Here is a 17,460-nt window from a genome sequence, read left to right on the forward strand (position 1 = left end):
TTTGGTCCCGGCGAGGGTCTCCCGGGGCGGCTGTGGTCAGTGAGGCGGAAGCACGTCCTTCTGGGCCGGGAGCTGGTCCTGGCGCACGATGCCGATCGGGCAGGACATCCCGTTGGGGCCGTGGTTGCAGTAGCCGCCGGGGTTCTTGTGGAGGTACTGCTGGTGGTAGGCCTCGGCGTAGTAGAACGTCCCGGCCTCCGACGCCGGCCGCAGCTCGGTGGAGATGTCGCCGTGGCCGTGCTCGCGCAGGACGCCCTGGAAGGCCTCGCGGGTGCCGCGCGCCGCGGCCTCCTGGTCCGCGGTGGTCCAGTAGACCGCCGAGCGGTACTGCGTGCCGACGTCGTTGCCCTGGCGGTTGCCCTGCGTCGGGTCGTGGTTCTCCCAGAACGTCGCCATCAGCAGCTCGGCGCTGATCGCGGTGGGGTCGAACGCCACCAGCACCGCCTCGGTGTGCCCGGTCCGGCCGGTGCACACCTCTTCGTATGTCGGGTGCGGGGTGAAGCCGCCCATGTAGCCCGCCGCCGTGGTCACCACGCCGGGGAGCTGCCAGAAGATGCGCTCGGCGCCCCAGAAGCAGCCCATCGCCACGTAGAGCACCTGGGTGCCCTCGGGCCACGGGCCCTGCAGGGGGGTGCCGAGGACCTCGTGGGTCTCGGGGACGCGGTAGCTGTAGGCGGGCCGGCCCGGGAGGGCGTCGTCGGCCTCGATCATCTGTCGCTTGGCGGAACCGAAGAGCACGAACTCAGTCTCACACGGCACGCAAGCCCCGGGGCGCGCCGGGGGTGGGACGCCCGGGATGCGGCAGGCCGGGAGGCGGCAGCCCCTGGGCTGGCGGCACGGCATACCGGTCCGCGTGGGTGTGGCGTCGCCACACCGGAGGTGAGGACCGGCACATTGGGGCCCTGTGTCAGGAAATTCCGTCCCAGGGGGTTGTGGTGCCGGACAACGGCGTGCAGGATGAAAGCGCTTACATCGGACAAAGGGGTCGAAAGGAGGATTCCGTGAGCTCTGCCGAGCCCGGGCGCCGCGCGGCGACCATCTACTCGGTCGCCCAACGAGCGGGCGTCTCGATCGCTACGGTCTCGCGGGTCCTCCAGGGCACGACCAGCACGTCCGAGGGCACCCGTCGCAAGGTCATGCAGGCGGTCGAGGAGCTCGACTACGTCCCGCTGCGCGCCGCGCGCAGCCTGGCCGTGCAGCGGCACGAGGCGCACGGCCTGGTCGTGCCCGAGCTGCGCGGGCCCTACTACGCCGAGCTGCTCACCGGCTACGAGTCGGCCGCGGCCGCGCTCGGGCAGAGCGTGGTCCTGGTCGTCACCGGCCGGCGTGACGACCCGACCCAGGCCGTGCGCGACCTCGCCGGCCGCGTCGACGGGCTGGCCCTGTCCTACTCCACGATCGCCGACCCGGTCGTGCAGTCGCTGGCGCGGACCACCCCGGTGGTCCTCGTCGCCCGGCCGCAGGTGCCCGGCACCGACGCCGTGGTGACCGAGAGCACCGAGAGCGCGCGGGCGCTGACCGCCCACCTGTTCGGCCACGGGCGCACCCACCTGGTCTTCGTCGGTGACCCCGACAGCTCCTCCGACGTGCAGGCCCGCTACACCGGCTTCCGGCTGGCGCACGCCGCCGCCGACATCCCGGTCCGGCGGCCCCCGCTGCGGGTGCCGTTCCTCGAGGCCGCCGGCGTGCAGGTCGCCGAGGAGATCCTGCGCCGCCGGGTCAAGGTCGACGGGCTGGTCTGCGCCAACGACGAGCTCGCCCTCGCGGTGATGAAGCGGCTCGAGGGCAGCGGCGTCCGCGTGCCCGACGACATCGCCATCGTGGGCTGGGACGACGTGATGACCGCCCGCTACATCACCCCCGGCCTGACCACCGTCCGCCAGCCGATGCGCGAGCTCGGCCAGGCCGCGGCGAACCGGCTGCACGAGCGGATCAGCGGCAGTCCGGCCCGCCCCGAGCCGCTCGTGCTCCCCACCGATCTCGTCCTTCGCTCCTCCTGCGGCTGCACCGCGAAGGACCGTGCCACCACGGCAGCCGCGTCAACCCCCACCTCACCCACGACCACCCGGGGCGCCGCCCCACCGAGGAGGAACACCTGATGAGACGTCACCCCCACGTGATCGCCGTCGCCGCCATGGCGACAGCGGCCCTCGCGCTGACCGCGTGCGGCCGCTCGACCGAGACTGCCAGCGGGCAGAGCAGCGCCAAGGACATCAGCTCCGGCAAGGCCACCGGCACCATCAACGTCTGGGCGATGGGCACCGAGGGCGAGAACCTGCCGACGCTGGCCAAGGAGTTCGAGGCGCAGAACCCCGGTGTCACGGTCAAGGTCACGCCGATCCCGTGGGACGCGGCGCACGACAAGTTCACCACCGCGATCACGGCCGGCAAGACGCCGGACGCCGCGATGGTGGGCACCACCTGGATGGGCGAGTTCGCCGGCCAGGACGCCCTGGACCCGACGCCGAAGTCGATCGACTCCACGTCCTTCTTCCCGGGCGCGCAGAAGACCACCGAGGTGAACGGCACGTCCTACGGTGTGCCGTGGTACGTCGAGACCCGCCTCGTCTACTACCGCAAGGACCTCGCCGCCAAGGCCGGCATCACCACCCTGCCGACCGACTGGGACGGCCTCAAGGCCATGGCCAAGGCCTACCAGTCCAAGGCCCACACCAAGTGGGGCATCAACCTGCAGGCGGGCAAGACCGGGTCGTGGCAGACGATCATGCCGTTCGGCTGGTCCAACGGCGCCAAGATCGCCACCGACGACCAGAAGAAGTTCACCTTCGACACCCCGCAGCTCGCGGAGGCCGTGAAGTACTACCAGAGCTACTTCACCGACGGCCTCTCGCCCAAGGAGCTGCCGGACGGCCAGCTCGAGCAGGACTTCGTCAACGGCTCGATCCCGATGTTCATCTCCGGCCCGTGGGAGATGGGTGCGGTCGAGAAGCTCGGCGGTGCCGCCTTCAAGGACAAGTACGGCGTGATGCCCATGCCGAAGAAGGTCAGCGCGACCTCCTTCGTCGGCGGCTCCGACTTCGCCGTGTTCAAGGCCTCCAAGAACCGCGACAGCGCCTGGAAGTTCGTCAAGTGGCTGTCCGACCCCGCGACCCAGACGAAGTGGTACAAGCTCTCCACCGACCTGCCGTCGGTCCAGAGCGCCTGGTCCGACCCGAGCCTGTCGGGTGAGGAGAAGCTGAAGGCCTTCGGCGAGCAGCTCAAGGACGCCCAGGCCCCGCCCGCGATCGCCACGTGGGAGCAGGTCGCCGCGGCGTTCGACGACGAGATGGAGAAGGTCACCAAGACCGGCTCCGACCCGGCGGCCGCCCTCAAGACGGTCCAGGCCAAGGCCGAGTCCATTGGCACGGGTAGCTGACACCCTGCGGCCCGCGACGGTGACGCCCGCCCCCGGGGCGTCACCGTCGCCCTCCCGCGGGCGGTCCCCGGGCCGCTCGCGGCAGGGGCGGGCCGCGTGGGTCCTCGCCCTGCCGTTCTGCCTGCTCTTCACCGTCTTCACCGCGTGGCCGGTGCTGTCCTCGCTCTACATGAGCTTCACGGACATCAAGCAGCGGGACCTGCACTCGCCGTTCTCGGTGAACCCGGTCGGGTTCGACAACTACGCCAAGGTGCTCTCGGACCCGACGTTCCGGCAGGCGGCGTTCAACACGGCGTACTTCGTCGTCGTCGGCGTGCCGCTCACCCTGGGGGTCGCGCTCCTCGCGGCGCTGGCCCTGGACAAGGGGATCACCCGCTTCCGGGGGCTCTTCCGGGTCGGCTACTACATGCCGGTCGTGACCTCGATCGTCGCCGTCGCGGTGGTCTGGCGGTTCATCCTCCAGCCCGACAGCGGCGTCCTGAACACCATGCTCGGCTGGGTGGGCATCCAGGGTCCGGACTGGCTCGGTTCGACCACGTGGGCGATGCCCTCGCTCATAGTCATGGCGACGTGGCGCAACTTCGGCACGGCCATGGTGATCTTCCTGGCCGGCCTGCAGTCGGTGCCGGCGCTGCTGCACGAGGCGGCTGCGATCGACGGTGCCGGGCCGTGGCAGCGGTTCCGACACATCACCCTGCCGATGCTGCGCCCGACGATCCTGTTCGTCAGCGTCACCACCGGCATCGGCTACCTGCAGTTCTTCGAGGAGCCGTTCGTCATGACCGACGGCGGCCCGCTGAACTCCACCATGTCGATGTCCATGTACACCTACCAGCAGTTCGGCTTCGGTAACTACGGCTTCGCGTCGGCGATGAGCTACGTGATGTTCGTCGTCATCGTCGCGCTGACCGCACTGCAGTTCCGCGCCCTGCGGTCCAACACCTGAGGCAGGTGCGATCCCGTTGAACGACAACCGAACCCGCGGCCGCTGGTGGCTGTATGCCGTGCTGACCGTCGGCCTCGTCGCCGTCGTCGGTCCCTTCGTGTGGATGCTGCTGGGCAGCTTCAAGGGCGAGGGCGAGCTGCGCCGCGTCCCGCCGACCTGGTGGCCCGAGACCGCGACGCTGGACAACTACACCCAGCTGTTCAGCAAGCTGAGCTTCCCGCGGTTCTTCGTCAACTCCGTGCTCGTCGCCGCGGTCGTCACGCTCGGCAACCTCGTGTTCTGCTCGATGCTCGGCTATGCCCTGGCCAAGCTGGAGTTCCGCGGCAAGAAGGCCGTGTTCGCCCTCGTCATGGGCACGCTCATGGTGCCGGGGATGGTCACGTTCGTGCCGCTGTTCATCCTCGTGGCCAACCTCGGCCTCGTCGACAGCTACCCGGGCCTGATCCTGCCGTTCCTCGTGGCGCCGTTCGGGGTCTTCCTCATGCGCCAGTTCATCCTCGACCTGCCGGACGACCTGCTGGACGCCGGCCGCGTCGACGGGGCCAGCGAGCTGCGGATCTTCCGGCAGATCATCCTGCCGCTGTGCGGGCCCGCCCTGGCCACGCTGGGGATCCTGACCTTCCTCGGCAGCTGGAACAACTTCCTCTGGCCGCTGGTCGTGGCCCAGTCCGAGGACCACTACACCCTCCCGGTGGCGCTCGCGCTCTACTCCACCGGGCAGAACAACACCCAGTACGGCCTGCTGCTGGCCGGCGCCACCGTCATCGTCGTGCCGGTGCTCGTCGTCTTCCTCGCCTTCCAGCGCCGCTTCATCGAGGGCATCGCCAGCACCGGCATCAAGTGACACGCACAGCCCGGAACCGTTGACACACAAGGGATCTGACATGAGCAACCGCACGCCCACCCGCCGCCAGCTGCTCGCCGGGGGAGGGGCGGCGCTCGCGGTCGCCGCCTTCACCGGTGCCCGTCCGGCCGCCGCGGCGGTGCCTTCTTCTTCGGCGAGTGCTCTCCCGGGTGCGCCGGTCACGGCCGCCGGGGACACCGGCATACCGTCGGCGACGCTGCTGCGCTGGGCCAGGGACACGTGGACCTCGATGGTCGCGATGACCGACCCCGGTACCGGGCTGGTGTCGGACAACATCGACGGCGCGCTGACCTCCGCGGGCAGCCGCTACACCTCGCCGACCAACATCGGTGGCTACCTGTGGAGCGCCGTCGTCGCGCGCGAGCTCGGCATCATCGGCGCAGCCGAGTGCCGCAGGCGGATCGCGCAGACGCTCGCCACGCTCGGGACGCTGCAGCGCAACGCCGCGAGCGGGCAGTTCTACAACTGGTACGACGTGACCGACGGCTCGGTGCTCACCACCTGGCCCGACGACGGCAGCACCGTGCACCCGTTCCTGTCCAGCGTCGACAACGGCTGGCTGGCCGCCGCGCTGATGGTCGTGCGCAGCGCCGAGCCGACGCTGGCCGGCAAGGCCCAGCAGCTGCTCCACGCGATGAACTTCGGCTCCTACTACGACAGGGACGCCCGCCCGGGTGGCCTGATGCGCGGCGGGTTCTGGGAGACCGAGCAGCCCGGCAGCGTGCGCGGCAACTACCTCGGCGTCGGCCCGGACGTCCACTACACCGGCCACCACTACGACACCACCGTCTCCGAGACGCGGATCGCCAGCTACATCGCGATCGCCCGGGGGCAGGCGCCGCGAGAGCTCTACTACGCGACGTGGCGGACCTTCCCCGACTCCTGCGACTGGTCGTGGCAGGAGCAGAAGCCGGTCGGTGAGCACCGCACCTACCTGGGCCTGGACGTCTTCGAGGGCGCCTACACCTACCGCGGGATGCGCATCGTGCCCGGCTGGGGCGGCTCCATGTTCGAGGCGCTCATGCCCGACATGTTCGTGCCAGAGGAGACCTGGGCACCGCGGTCGTGGGGCGTCAACCACCCGCTGACCGTGCGCGCGCACCGCGAGTTCGGCCTGGACGACGCGCAGTTCGGCTACTGGGGCTTCTCCCCGGCGAGCAAGCCGGGTGGTGGCTACGACGTCTACGGCGTCGACCTGATCGGCCTCAACCCCGAGGGCTACCCGGCCGACCTGCAGGGCACCAACGTCGACATCGGCTTCGAGGGCTGCCGCGAGGGCACCAACCCGCACCCGGCGTTCGGCGACGGCGTGGTCACGCCGCACGCCTCGTTCCTGGCGATGATGCACGAGCCGACCGAGGCCGTGGCCAACCTGACGCGGATCGAGCGCGACCTGGGGGCCTACGGCCGCGGTGGCTTCTTCGACGCCGTCGCGGTGCGCTCCGGGACGATCGCCAGGCGCTACCTCTCGCTCGACCAGGCGATGGTGCTCGGCTCGATCGGCAACGTGCTGGCCGACGACGTCATCCGTCGCCACTTCGTGCGCGGCGAGGTCCAGGACGTCATCAAGCCGCTGATCGGCCTGGAGGAGTTCGGCGCCGGCGTCGCGTCCTGAGACATCCCGGCGGTGGGGCGCGGCGCTTGCTAGCGTCCGCGACGTGCACAGGCCCGCGCCCCGTCGCCTCACCCGCCGGCTCGTCCAGCTGTATGCCGGGCTGGTCACCTTCGCCCTCGGCGAGGCCATGGTCGTGCAGGCCCACCTGGGCATCCTGCCGTGGGACGTCCTGCACCAGGGCCTGGTCCACCAGCTCGGGCTGACGATCGGCCAGTGGTCGGTGATCGTCGGCGCCGTGGTGCTGCTGGCGTGGCTGCCGCTGCGCGAGCGCCCCGGCCTCGGCACGGTCAGCAACGTCTTCGTCATCGGCTTCAGCCTCGATGCGTTCATCGCCTGGCTGCCCGAGGCCCACGCGCTCCCCGCCCGCGTGCTGTTCCTGCTGGGAGGGATCCTGCTCAACGGCGTGGCCACCGCGGCATACATCGGGGCGCGCCTGGGGCCCGGGCCGCGCGACGGGCTGATGACCGGGCTGGTGAGGCGCACCGGCGGCTCGGTGCGGGTCGTCCGGACCTCCATCGAGGTGGCCGTCGTCGTCATCGGCTGGCTGCTCGGCGGCAACCTCGGCCTGGGCACGGTGCTGTTCGCGGTCGCCATCGGGCCGGTGGTGCACGTGTTCCTGCCGCGCCTGACCGTCCCCGGTGGCCCGGCCACGCACTGACGCGCCCGCCCACCCTCAACGACGCGCCGAGAGGGACGTTCCTCGGGTTTGCCGCGCGGCGGAAACCCCGAGGAACGTCCCTCTCGGCGGGCTGGGGTGAGGCTCAGGCGGGGGTGACCTCCAACGGGCCGGCGCCCGGGCGGGAGACGACCCGGACGGTCCCGCCGTCACGCTCGGCCGTGTAGGCGTCGGTCTCGGGGACCTCGCGGTCGGTGCGCAGCACGACCACCGTGGCGGTGGGGTCGCCGGCGTGGCCCAGGCCCGGCCCGAACGTGACCGAGTCCTCGCCGGCGGAACGGATCTCGGCGTTGGCCCACTCGATCCGCGCCCACGGCAGGTCCAGGCCCAGCGGGAGCATGAACCCGCTGCGCGGCGGCAGGACCAGGTCCTGCCCGTCGTGCAGGTCGTGGCCGTCGAGGGCCAGGCGCACGATAGGGGTGTAGCCGGTGATGTTGAGCAGGTGCACCAGCCGGTGCCCGTCGGTGTCGGCGGTGGTGGTGGCGTAGACCCCCGGCACGCTGGACTCGACGCGCAGGCCCGGGTGGGCGCCCAGCCGGCGCAGCGCCCGGCCGAAGAGGTGGGTCGAGGGCAGCACCTCGGCGGACAGGACCACCGCGCGGCCCGCGCCCAGCGGCACGTCCACGCCGCAGACCCGGCCGGTGGTGTCGGTGAGCACCACGTCGCCGCGCACCGGGTGCAGCTCCTGCCACCAGCCGACCCGCGTCTCCGCCCACGGAGCGGCCCAGCCGTGGGTGACCACCGAGGGGTACGTGTGCGCGCTCTCCCGGACGACCTCGCCCGGTCGCACCCCGAGGGCGTCGGCCAGAACCGTGCACGGGCGGCCCTCAAGGTCCAGGCGCGGCAGCGGGCCGAGCAGGAGCAGCCCACCGCCGCCCTCGACGTGGGCGACGAGGCGTCGCTGCACGTCCGGCGCCAGGTGCCGGCCGACCGCGAGGGCGACCACGCCGCCGGGGCGCGGGTCGTCGTGCTGCAGGTCGACGGCGCCGAAGCGGTAGCCGTCCAGCAGGAGCGAGCGCCCGAGTGCCTTGCGCTGGCCCGCGCCGCGGTGTGCCGACAGGTCCTCGACGACGTCGGTCATCACGGCGCTGTCGGGGTGGTGGTACTCGGTCATGTAGGAGTCGAGGACGAACCCGAGCTGGACGGCGTCGTGCTCCTCGTCCATCCGGGCCAGCCAGGGCTCGAGGGCGTTGGCCGCGTGCACGGCACGCGCGGTCGCCTCGAAGGTCAGGCCCTTCTGCCCCTCCGGCCCGACCGGCGCCGCCGTGCCGTGACGCTCGCCGGTGAAGCTGATCCGGTCGTTGCCGTCGCCGACCGGCTGGTCCAGCGGGCCGTTGATGCCGCCGGCGAAGAGGTAGTAGTTGATGAGCCGGTTGCCCTGGGCCAGGGACAGGCGGGTCTTGAGGTCGACGGTCGCCGGGTCGTAGAGCATCTCGGTGCCACCGCCGTAGTCACCGGTGCCGGCCTCGAACTCCATCGAGGTGATCGGCTGGTCCTCGTCGTGCACCGCGGCCATGAACGCGTTGAGCACGTAGAGGTCGGTGGTGGTGCTCAGGTTCATGTCGCCCATGTAGTGGTCGGAGCCTGAGAGCATCCCGGGCACCCGCGCATACGTCTGGACGAGCTGGCTGATCCCGATCGGGAACGGCGCACCGTCGCCCCCGGCGGTGCCGTGGATGTTGATGACGAACGGCACCCCCTGCACCCCGTTGGCCTCGGCCATCTCGCGCAGCGCCTGCACGTAGCGCGCGAACCGGTCGCGCATGAACGTGCCGAGGTCCAGGCGCAGCGCGCCGGCCCACTTCTCCTCGGGGGAGCGGACGGCCGCCGCCCACGCCGCGTCGTCGTCGAGGTCGACCGGGTAGCGGTCGGCGACGGTCGCAGCGTGCTGCTCGCGCACCCACCGGCGCAGGTCGTCGAGGAGGTGGTCGGTCAGGTCGGGGGTGTTGCTGACCCATGCCAGCATGCCGACCTCGTTGTCGAGCTGGACGGCGATCACGTTGCCGCCGTTCGGCTGCAGGCGCTGCGCGATCGGCGGCAGCACCGCGTCGAACCAGCGCCGGCACTCGGCCAGGTAGGCCGGGGCCAGGTAGTCCACCGTCCGGGTCGTCGCCGGCGTGCCGTCCCAGCCGACGGGCACGATCTCGGGGTGCTCGTCGTAGAGCCGGAACGGCAGGCCCTCGTTCTTCAGCTCGGCCATGATGAACGGCCCGGGGCGGGCGATGAACCACAGCCCCTCCTGGGCGCACAGGTCGATGAACGCCGCGACGTCCCGCTCGGGCCGGGTCTCGCCGGCGACGTCGATCCGGCCGTCGGGCAGCTCGTGGACGAGCCACGGGATGTAGGACGCGACCGCGGTGCAGCCGGCCTCCTTCAGCAGCGCGATGCGCTGCGGCCACTCCTCGCGGGGGACGCGGAAGTAGTGGATCTCGCCCGCCATGACGATGCGCGGGACGCCGTCGACCAGGATCTGGCGACGCTGGATCTCGATCATGGGTTTCCTTCTGGCAGAGGGGGTATGCCGGGTGGCTGGGGCAGCGCGCCGGTTCAGGCGGTGACGGTGATGCTGACCCGCTCGCCGCGGCTGGCGTCCGGGCCGACCATGAGCACGACCTCGCCGGTGTCCACGCGCCGGGTCAGGTCGCGGCCGAAGTAGCCGAGCTGGTCGGCGGTGACGGTGAACCGGGCGGTGCCGGACTGCCCTGGCTCGAGGTCCAGCCGCGCCCAGTCGAGCAGCTCGATGTTGGGCCGGGTGACCTGGGCGACCGGGTCGCGGAAGTAGAGCTGGACGACCTCGCGGCCGCGGCGCTCACCGGAGTTGGTGACCCCCACGCTGACCTCGAGCGACCCGCCGGCGCGGGACAGCTCGGTGGCGCTGAGTGCCATCTCGCCGTAGGAGAAGGTCGTGTAGCTCAGGCCGTGGCCGAAGGGCAGCCGCGGCAGCACCAGGGCGTCGAGGTAGCGGCCCTCGGTCTTGTCCTGCTCCGGCGTCAGGGTGCGGCTGGTCGGGCGCTGGTGGGTCGAGGTGGGGATGTGCCCGGTGGTGCGCGGGAACGTCATCGGCAGGCGGCCGAAGGGGGCGACGTCGCCGAACACCACGTCGGCCAGGGCGTTGCCGGTCTCGACGCCCGGGTGCCAGGCCAGGATCACGGCGTCGGCGAGGTCGAGCACCGGACCGAGCTCGAGCGGGCGGCCGGTGTAGACGACCACGACGAGCGGCTTGTCGATGCCGGCCAGCTCGTGCAGCACCTCCAGCTGCCCGGCCGGCAGGCCGATCCGGGCGACCGAGTTGGCCTCGCCGGAGCGCCAGGGGTGCTCGCCGACGACGGCGACAGTGACGTCGGCCTGGCGCACCAGCTGCACGCCGCGCTCGCTGAACCGGTTGTCCTGCACCAGGAGCCTGTCGCCCAGGCGCTCGCGGAAGGCGGCCTCCGGGGAGATGACGTCCTCGCCCCTGCCGTCGAGCACCCACGTGCCCAGCAGGGCCTCGCCCTCCTGCACGAACGGGCCGGTGAGCAGGAGCGTGCCGGGCTCGGCCGGCAGCGGCAGCACGCCGTTGTTGGACAGCAGCACCATCGAGCCGTGCGCGGCCTCGCGGGCCAGGGCCCGGGTCGCCCCGGTGGGGGCGTTGGAGCGCCCGGGCGTGCCGGTGTAGGGCCGCTCGAACAGTCCGAGGCGGAACTTCAGCCGCAGCACCCGGCGCACCGAGTCGTCCACCAGGGCGGGGTCGACCTCACCGGACTCGACCAGCTCGGCCAGGTGCGCGGCATACGCGCCGGAGACCATCTCCAGGTCGATCCCGGCCTCGATGCCGTAGACCGCGGCCTCGCGCAGGTCGGCGGCGACGCCGTGGTTCATCAGCTGCCCGACACCGCCCCAGTCGCCCACGACCACGCCGTCGAAGCCCCACTCGTCCTTGAGGACCTCGCGCAGCAGGCGCCGGTTGGAGTGCATCGGCACGCCGTCGACGTCGTTGAAGGACGCCATCACCGTCAGGACGCCGGCGTCGACCGCGTCCTTGAAGGGGCGCAGGTGCAGGTTGCGCAGGGTGTTCTCGCCGACGGACACGGTGTCGTAGTCGCGGCCACCGGCGGCCAGGCCGTAGCCCACGAAGTGCTTGGCGCAGGCGGCCAGCCGGCCCTTCTCGCCGACCGGCTCGCCCTGGAACCCGCGCACCGCGGCCGCGCCGAGTCGGCCGGACAGGACCGGCTGCTCGCCGAAGGACTCGGCCACCCGGCCCCAGCGCGGCTCCTCGGAGATGTCCACCATGGGGGCGAACGTCCAGGCCACGCCCTCGAGGTGCGCCTCGTCGGCGGCCACCTCGCAGGCGCGCTCGACCAGCGACTCGTCCCAGCCGGAGGCCAGGCCGAGCGGGATGGGGAAGACGGTGCGGTGGCCGTGGATGACGTCGCGGCCGAACAGCAGCGGGATGCCGAGCCGGCTCTCCTCGACGGCGATCGCCTGGGCGGAGTCGATGGCCGAGGACAGCAGGCCCTCGTCCTTGACGTTGCCGCCGGTGGCGCCGCTGGCGTAGAGGCTGGAGCTGATGGCCCCGCTGCGGATGAGCTCGGCGTCGGCAGCCGGGTCGATGTTGGCGGTCTGGTGCAGCTGGCCGACCTTCTCGGCCAGCGTCATGACCGCCAGGAGCGCGTCGACCCGCTCCTCGACCGGCCGGTCGGCGTCGAGCCAGGGGCGTTCTGCGGGGGTGCTCGGGTCAGGGGACATGATCAGGAGATCTCCACGGTGAGGACGTCGTCGGTGCCGGTCAGCGCCGCGCGCAGCGCGGTCAGGTCCACGCTGACGCCGGCGGGGCGGTAGGGGTTGGTGAGCTCGCTCGTGGGCAGGTCAGTGCCGTTGAGGCCCACCCGGGAGGGGCCGCTGGTGCGCCCGCGGACGGCGTACTCCACGCGGACCACGGTGTCGCCCAACGGGATCCGCGCGGTGAGGCCGTCGAGGTCGAGCGGCAGCACGGGGTCGACCTCGAGCCGGTCGCCGCGGCGGCGCAGGCCGAGCACGCACTCCTGCAGCAGCCGCAGGAACAGCCCCGGACCGGAGGAGTAGACCCGCCAGCCGCCCTCGAGCGCGACGTTGCCGGCCATCAGCTCGGGGTAGCGCTCGGCCGCCTCGTAGCGGTCGGCGAAGGCCCCGTCGGAGGAGGAGTAGTAGGTCGTCGCCTGCCGCGGCCGGGCCTGTGGCACCCGCTCGGTGATGCCCACGGGGTTGGCCAGGCAGAACGCCTCGAACAGCCGCTCGGCGTCACCGCGGCGAGCCAGCGCCTCCGCGTAGCGCAGGTGGGCGTGGGTGTACATCAGGCCGATCTCGCGGCCCCAGAAGGTGCTGCCCTCGGCCCGCTGGAACACCTCCATCGGCCCGCCGCGGTAGGCCGCCGGCTTGTCGAACAGCCGCGCGCCGTCGGGGCCGAGCAGGTGCTCGCGGATCGTCGCCAGGTGGTGGTCGGCCTGCTCGGGGGAGAGCAGGTCGGCCGAGATCGCGTGGATCCAGGGCAGCACGCCGTAGGTAAGGCCGGTCCGTTCGTCGGTCGGGTGGACCAGGTGCTCCACCCGACCGTCGTCGTGCATCAGGCCGTAGCCGGCCAGCAGCCCGTCGGCGAGCAGGACCTCGTGCATCGCGCCCGCGGTGTCCTCGGCCAGCCGCTCCGCGTCGTCGGCCAGCTCGGCCGCGACCGCCAGCGTGGGCGCGGCCTCGCGCAGCCCGGCCGCGAGCGTGCGCAGCGCGTGCACCTGCAGGGTGGCCGTCCAGGTGGAGACCAGCCGCGCCGCGAGCTGCGGGTCGGCCGGCTGGAGCGAGTCGTTCCAGTCGCCGTGGCCGTATGCCGGCAGCGGGCTCCCGGGGACGGTGCACTCCCGGATCCGCGTCAGGGCGCGGCGGGCGTGCGCCAGCGCCGGTGCGGGCTGCGTCGGGGCGTCGTCGCCGACGAACGGGACCTCGGCGGTGAGCAGGCTGCCGTCGCCGCTGGCCAGGAGGTACTCCCCGAGGGCCAGCAGCGGCCAGAAGACGACGTCACCGTGCGACCCGGCCTGCCCGTTCTGGGGGATGGGCGGCAGGAAGTCGAAGGCCTGCGGCCAGTCGCCGCGCTCGTTCTGGGCGCGCAGCACCAGCAGCAGGACCTCGCGCAGGGCGTCGGTGCGGCCGAGGGTGAGCAGCAGGCCGACCGGGCCCTGGCAGACGTCGCGGGTGCCCCAACCGCCGCCCGTGAACTGCTCCAGGCCGCGCGGGGAGAGGTAGTGGACGAATGCGTCGTGGGCGAACCAGGGCAGCACCCGGTCGAGGCGGGCGACCTCCTGCGCCCGTGCCGACCCCTGCGGTGCCTCCAGCCCGAGGCCGGCCCGGATGCCGTCCCACAGGCCGTCCACGGCCGCGGCGCGCACCGAGGGCTCGACCACCGCGTCGTCCGGCACCACGTCCGCGGCCAGGGTGAGCCCCCAGGCCGACGCCGGGGCGGTGACGAGGGTGACGAAGGGCAGGCCGCGCGAGGCGCCGTCGGCGAACAGCGTCCCGTCACGGTCCACCTGCTCCACCGACCCCGTGGGCCAGGCAAGGCGCAGGCTCGCGCCCGGCTCGCCGACCGAGGCGCCGGAGGCGTGGCCGTCGAGGGCGGGCGCAGCCGGCGCCTGGCCGTCGTCCTCGCCGAGGGCGCTGTGCAGCGAGACGAGGAGGCGGCGGGGCTCGCCGTGCAGCACGCGCACGGCGAGCCCCAGCTCGTGGGTGTCGGTGGGTGCCGTGGCCGCGACCTCGAGCAGGAGGTCGTCCGTGGCGTACCACCAGCGGCAGGACCCGGGGGAGACCGCCCAGGCGCTGGGGAGGTCCAGCAGCTGCCAGCCGGTGCCGTGCTCCACGAACACCCGCAGGCCGTGGGCCCGCAGCAGGCCCAGGTAGGTGCGTCGGGTGGACAGCACGGTGCCGCGGCTGACGTGCCCCTGCGTGACCTGGGAGTGGAAACCGCCGGTCATCCAGGAGGTGCTGGTCAGCGTGCCCGAGTCGGGGACGAGGGCGTTGCCGGTGCGCAGGATGTGGCCGTGCGGGCGGAGCACGGCCCGCTCCTTGGCGGCGGTGACCAGGTGCGTGCCGTCCTCGGTGAAGGCGCTGAGCACCACCTCGCCGTCACGCTCGACGTCGGTCAGGTCGCCGGCCAGCGACGCCAGCTCCTCCGTGGTGAGGTCGCGTGCGGGCAGCGCCGGGCCGGTGAACAGCGACGGGCTCTGCGCCGTGGCGTCCTCGTCCTCCCCGTGGGCGTCCGGCGACAGGGGGGACGGCACGGCCTCGGGCTGGCGCAGGGCGAGCGCCGCGAGGTCGGCGTCCTGCGACGAGGTGGCGGCCGGGTGGTGCGGCACCGCCAGGCCGAAGAAGCCCGTGCGCAGCACCGCGTCGGGGGCCAGCTCGACCGGCTCGTCCTGGAGGACGGCCAGCGTGTGCTCGTGCTGCAGCCGTTGCGACGGCAGCTCGGCAAGGTCCAGCCCGGCCGGGGTCCGCGTGCCGTCGTCGGCGCGGCCGACCAGCTGCAGGGCGTCGGTGGCCCAGCCGTGCCCGTGGCGCAGGGAGCCCAGCAGGGCCCAGGGCACGTGCGGGCCGGGCATGTTCTGCCGCACCGCGAGGGCCGTGCCCGCGCCGGTCGTGGCGACCGGCGTCAGGTCGAGGTACTGGCTCACGTAGAACTCGTTGACCCGCACCGCGCCGTAGGGCGTGAGGGCCACGTCGTGGGCGCAGACCACGTCGACGGTCACCGCCGCGCCGGAGGTGTTGGTGACGTCGACGTGCCAGAACCAGGCGGTGACCTCGTCGGCGAGCCGCAGCCGGACGGCATACCGCAGGCCCTGCCACTCACCGGTGACCACGGGGCCCTCCGCGGTCCAGCGCACCCGGCCCGGCGCGGCCGGGCCGAGCAGCGGGGTCCACGTGGCGGAGCCGCCCTCGAGGCGGCGCAGCCAGAGGTTGGCCAGGCCGGCCTCGAGCTCGCTCGCGGGGTGGAGCAGCAGGCTCAGGTCGCCCGCGTCGAGGCGCTGGAGGGCCGCCCCCGAGGTGAGCTGAGCGGTCATGCCTGACCTGCTGGTTACACAGTTGGCGGGGCGGGTGCCGGCGCTGGCAAGAGTGAAAGACACGTGGACTGTCTATCACCCTCCCGGGGTCCGTTCCTAGCCACCCTGAGCATGAAAACTCGGGAAAATCGGGCAAGCAGCTCGTGGTCAGGGCTCGGCAAAGTGTGAAAGTAGTTTCATGAACGTAACCATTGACCTCGGTTGCGAGCGCGCTCTACGTTGGCCGAAATTTCACCCAGCAGGGGAGTTCCCAATGCTTCGTAGGACCACCATCGCGGTCGTTGCCGCGGCCTGTGCGGCCGCCGGCCTGAGTGCTTGTTCCGGCAAGGTCGGCGGCAGTGCCGGCGGGTCAGGCAGTGACGGGATGATCGCCAGCCTGACCTTCCCGGCCGACGCGCCGACCACGATCGGCGGGCTGGTCAACTACAACCCGTTCGCGCCGACACCGCTGACCAGCACCTGGCTGTACGAGCCGCTGATGGTCCGCAACGGGCTCAGCTGCGACGTCACCCCCTGGCTCGCCACGGCATACAAGTGGGACGGCGCGACGAAGCTGACCTTCACCATCCGCGACGGCGTGAAGTTCAGCGACGGCAAGCCGCTGACCGCCCAGGACGTGGCCTTCACCTACAACCTGGGCAAGAAGTACCCGGCGGTGGACAAGGCCGGCCTGTGGAACGACACCTTCGGCGCCCCGGCGAAGTCGGTGACGGCGCAGGGCAACCAGGTCGTCATGGAGTTCACCGGTCCCGCCGCGGCGAAGTTCGACGACATCATCAAGGCGCCGATCGTGCCCGAGCACCTCTACGGCCCGGCGGGTGACCCGACGAAGTTCATCGACAAGAACCCGGCCGGCACCGGCCCGATGAAGGTCAAGACCTACAACGGCCGCCGCCTCGTCCTCGAGCGTCGCGCCGACTACTGGCAGGCCGACAAGATCCACGTCAAGCAGCTCGTCCTCGAGGGGCAGTACGACGCCTCGCAGGCCTCGCTGAAGCTGCGCAGCGGCCAGCTCGACGCCTACTGGGGCGAGATCCCCAACCCGCAGCGCGCGTTCGTCGCCGCCGACCCCAAGCACAACCACTTCTACTACGCGCCGAACGGCACCACGGTGCTCACGCAGAACCTCAAGCAGAAGCCGTTCTCCGACGTGAAGTTCCGTGCGGCGATGGCCCCGGCGCTCAACCGCCAGGAGATGTCCGACAAGGCGACCTACGGGATCATGAAGCCCGCGAGCCAGACCGGCCTGAAGCTCCCCGTCATGGACAAGCTGCTGCCCGACGCCTACAAGGGCAAGGACACGGTCACGCCGTACGACCCGGCCCAGGCCAACCAGCTGCTCGACGCCGCGGGCTACAAGAAGGGCCCCGACGGCAAGCGCACCAACCCCGACGGCTCGCCGATCAACCTGACCTTCAGCGTCCAGGCCGGCTTCATCGACTACCAGGCCATGGCCGACGTGATCGCCCGTGACTACAACGCGGTCGGCATCCCGACCAAGGTCGTCGCCTCCGCGCCGGACTCGGTCGACGCGCAGAAGAAGTCGGGCGACTTCCAGATGATGTTCGAGTACCTCAACGGCGGCTGCACCATCGCCACGAACCTCGGCTCAAAGCTGGCCACCAACCAGATCCCGAAGCCGGACACGATCCTGCCCAACGTGCAGCGCTGGTCCGACCCGGCCACGGACAAGCTGGTCGCCGAGCTGGGTGCCACCACGGACCCGGCCCAGGAGAAGGCCTACGTCGCTCAGCTCGTCGACACGATGATGACAAAGCTCCCGGTGACCTCGCTGCTCTACGCGCCCACCCGGATCCTCTACCGCACCGACAAGGCGGTCGGCTGGCCGAGCGAGCAGGACCCCTACGCGCACCCGACCGACAACCGGCTGCTGATCCTGACCCACCTGCGCCCGGCGCAGGGCTGAC

General features: G+C 71.9%; 11 protein-coding genes and 1 pseudogene. 7 read left to right on the forward strand and 5 right to left on the reverse strand.

Annotation, left to right across the window (positions count from 1 at the left end; translation table 11 throughout):
• Positions 1–36 precede the first annotated feature (36 nt).
• Complete coding sequence (msrA, locus tag FB474_RS02185; protein ID WP_141789754.1) at positions 37–711, reverse strand: peptide-methionine (S)-S-oxide reductase MsrA; 675 nt, start codon at positions 709–711, stop codon at positions 37–39.
• A gap of 290 nt (positions 712–1,001) precedes the next feature.
• Between msrA and FB474_RS02190 the strand changes: the two genes are divergently transcribed.
• Genes FB474_RS02190 through yczE form a run of 6 tightly spaced genes read left to right on the forward strand, consistent with a single transcriptional unit; the run spans position 1,002 to position 7,460 of the window.
• The gene (locus FB474_RS02190; protein WP_141787162.1) at positions 1,002–2,099 is read left to right on the forward strand and encodes a LacI family DNA-binding transcriptional regulator; all 1,098 of its coding nucleotides are present in this window, start codon (positions 1,002–1,004) and stop codon (positions 2,097–2,099) included.
• Positions 2,099–3,376, forward strand: a complete 1,278-nt coding sequence (locus FB474_RS02195) for a sugar ABC transporter substrate-binding protein (RefSeq protein ID WP_141787163.1) — start codon at positions 2,099–2,101, stop codon at positions 3,374–3,376. Before FB474_RS02190 ends, FB474_RS02195 begins: the two co-directional genes overlap by 1 nt.
• Positions 3,377–3,395: 19 nt before the next feature.
• Positions 3,396–4,322 (forward strand): carbohydrate ABC transporter permease, encoded by a 927-nt coding sequence (locus FB474_RS02200; protein ID WP_246092005.1) that lies wholly within the window; start codon positions 3,396–3,398, stop codon positions 4,320–4,322.
• Positions 4,323–4,338: 16 nt separating this feature from the next.
• Positions 4,339–5,166, forward strand: coding sequence for a carbohydrate ABC transporter permease (locus FB474_RS02205; RefSeq protein WP_221632406.1), 828 nt, complete (start codon positions 4,339–4,341; stop codon positions 5,164–5,166).
• A 40-nt stretch (positions 5,167–5,206) separates the two neighbouring features.
• Positions 5,207–6,802, forward strand: coding sequence for a glucoamylase family protein (locus FB474_RS02210; protein WP_141787166.1), 1,596 nt, complete (start codon positions 5,207–5,209; stop codon positions 6,800–6,802).
• Positions 6,803–6,845: 43 nt separating this feature from the next.
• Entirely contained in the window at positions 6,846–7,460 is a 615-nt protein-coding gene (gene yczE, locus FB474_RS02215; protein WP_141787167.1) for a membrane protein YczE, read from the forward strand.
• A gap of 103 nt (positions 7,461–7,563) precedes the next feature.
• Here the strand turns inward: yczE and FB474_RS02220 are convergent, their stop codons facing one another.
• From FB474_RS02220 to FB474_RS21470, 4 genes and pseudogenes are all read right to left on the reverse strand, one after another.
• Positions 7,564–9,972, reverse strand: a complete 2,409-nt coding sequence (locus FB474_RS02220; RefSeq protein ID WP_141787168.1) for a beta-galactosidase — start codon at positions 9,970–9,972, stop codon at positions 7,564–7,566.
• Positions 9,973–10,025: 53 nt separating this feature from the next.
• Complete coding sequence (locus FB474_RS02225) at positions 10,026–12,203, reverse strand: glycoside hydrolase family 3 N-terminal domain-containing protein (protein ID WP_141787169.1); 2,178 nt, start codon at positions 12,201–12,203, stop codon at positions 10,026–10,028.
• Between the two features lie 2 nt (positions 12,204–12,205).
• Positions 12,206–14,860: a cellobiose phosphorylase gene (locus FB474_RS02230; RefSeq protein ID WP_425465310.1), complete on the reverse strand. Its 2,655-nt coding sequence runs from the start codon at positions 14,858–14,860 to the stop codon at positions 12,206–12,208.
• Positions 14,849–15,532 (reverse strand): annotated as a pseudogene (locus tag FB474_RS21470) (cellobiose phosphorylase); the annotation flags it as partial. The gene FB474_RS02230 and the pseudogene FB474_RS21470, both read right to left, overlap by 12 nt.
• A 253-nt stretch (positions 15,533–15,785) precedes the next feature.
• Between FB474_RS21470 and FB474_RS02235 the strand changes: the two are divergent.
• On the forward strand, positions 15,786–17,459 hold the full coding sequence (locus tag FB474_RS02235; protein ID WP_185746005.1) for an ABC transporter substrate-binding protein: 1,674 nt from the start codon (positions 15,786–15,788) through the stop codon (positions 17,457–17,459).
• Position 17,460: the final 1 nt, after the last annotated feature.

Source organism: Oryzihumus leptocrescens (assembly GCF_006716205.1).
GTDB classification, from domain to species: Bacteria; Actinomycetota; Actinomycetes; order Actinomycetales; family Dermatophilaceae; genus Oryzihumus; species Oryzihumus leptocrescens.

Coding starts and splice junctions, on each gene's coding strand:
- msrA (WP_141789754.1), bottom strand. CDS start 711: ATGATCGAGGCCGACGACGCCCTCCCGGGCCGGCCCGCCTACAGCTAC.
- FB474_RS02195 (WP_141787163.1), top strand. CDS start 2,099: ATGAGACGTCACCCCCACGTGATCGCCGTCGCCGCCATGGCGACAGCG.
- FB474_RS02210 (WP_141787166.1), top strand. CDS start 5,207: ATGAGCAACCGCACGCCCACCCGCCGCCAGCTGCTCGCCGGGGGAGGG.
- FB474_RS02220 (WP_141787168.1), bottom strand. CDS start 9,972: ATGATCGAGATCCAGCGTCGCCAGATCCTGGTCGACGGCGTCCCGCGC.
- FB474_RS02225 (WP_141787169.1), bottom strand. CDS start 12,203: ATGTCCCCTGACCCGAGCACCCCCGCAGAACGCCCCTGGCTCGACGCC.
- FB474_RS02235 (WP_185746005.1), top strand. CDS start 15,786: ATGCTTCGTAGGACCACCATCGCGGTCGTTGCCGCGGCCTGTGCGGCC.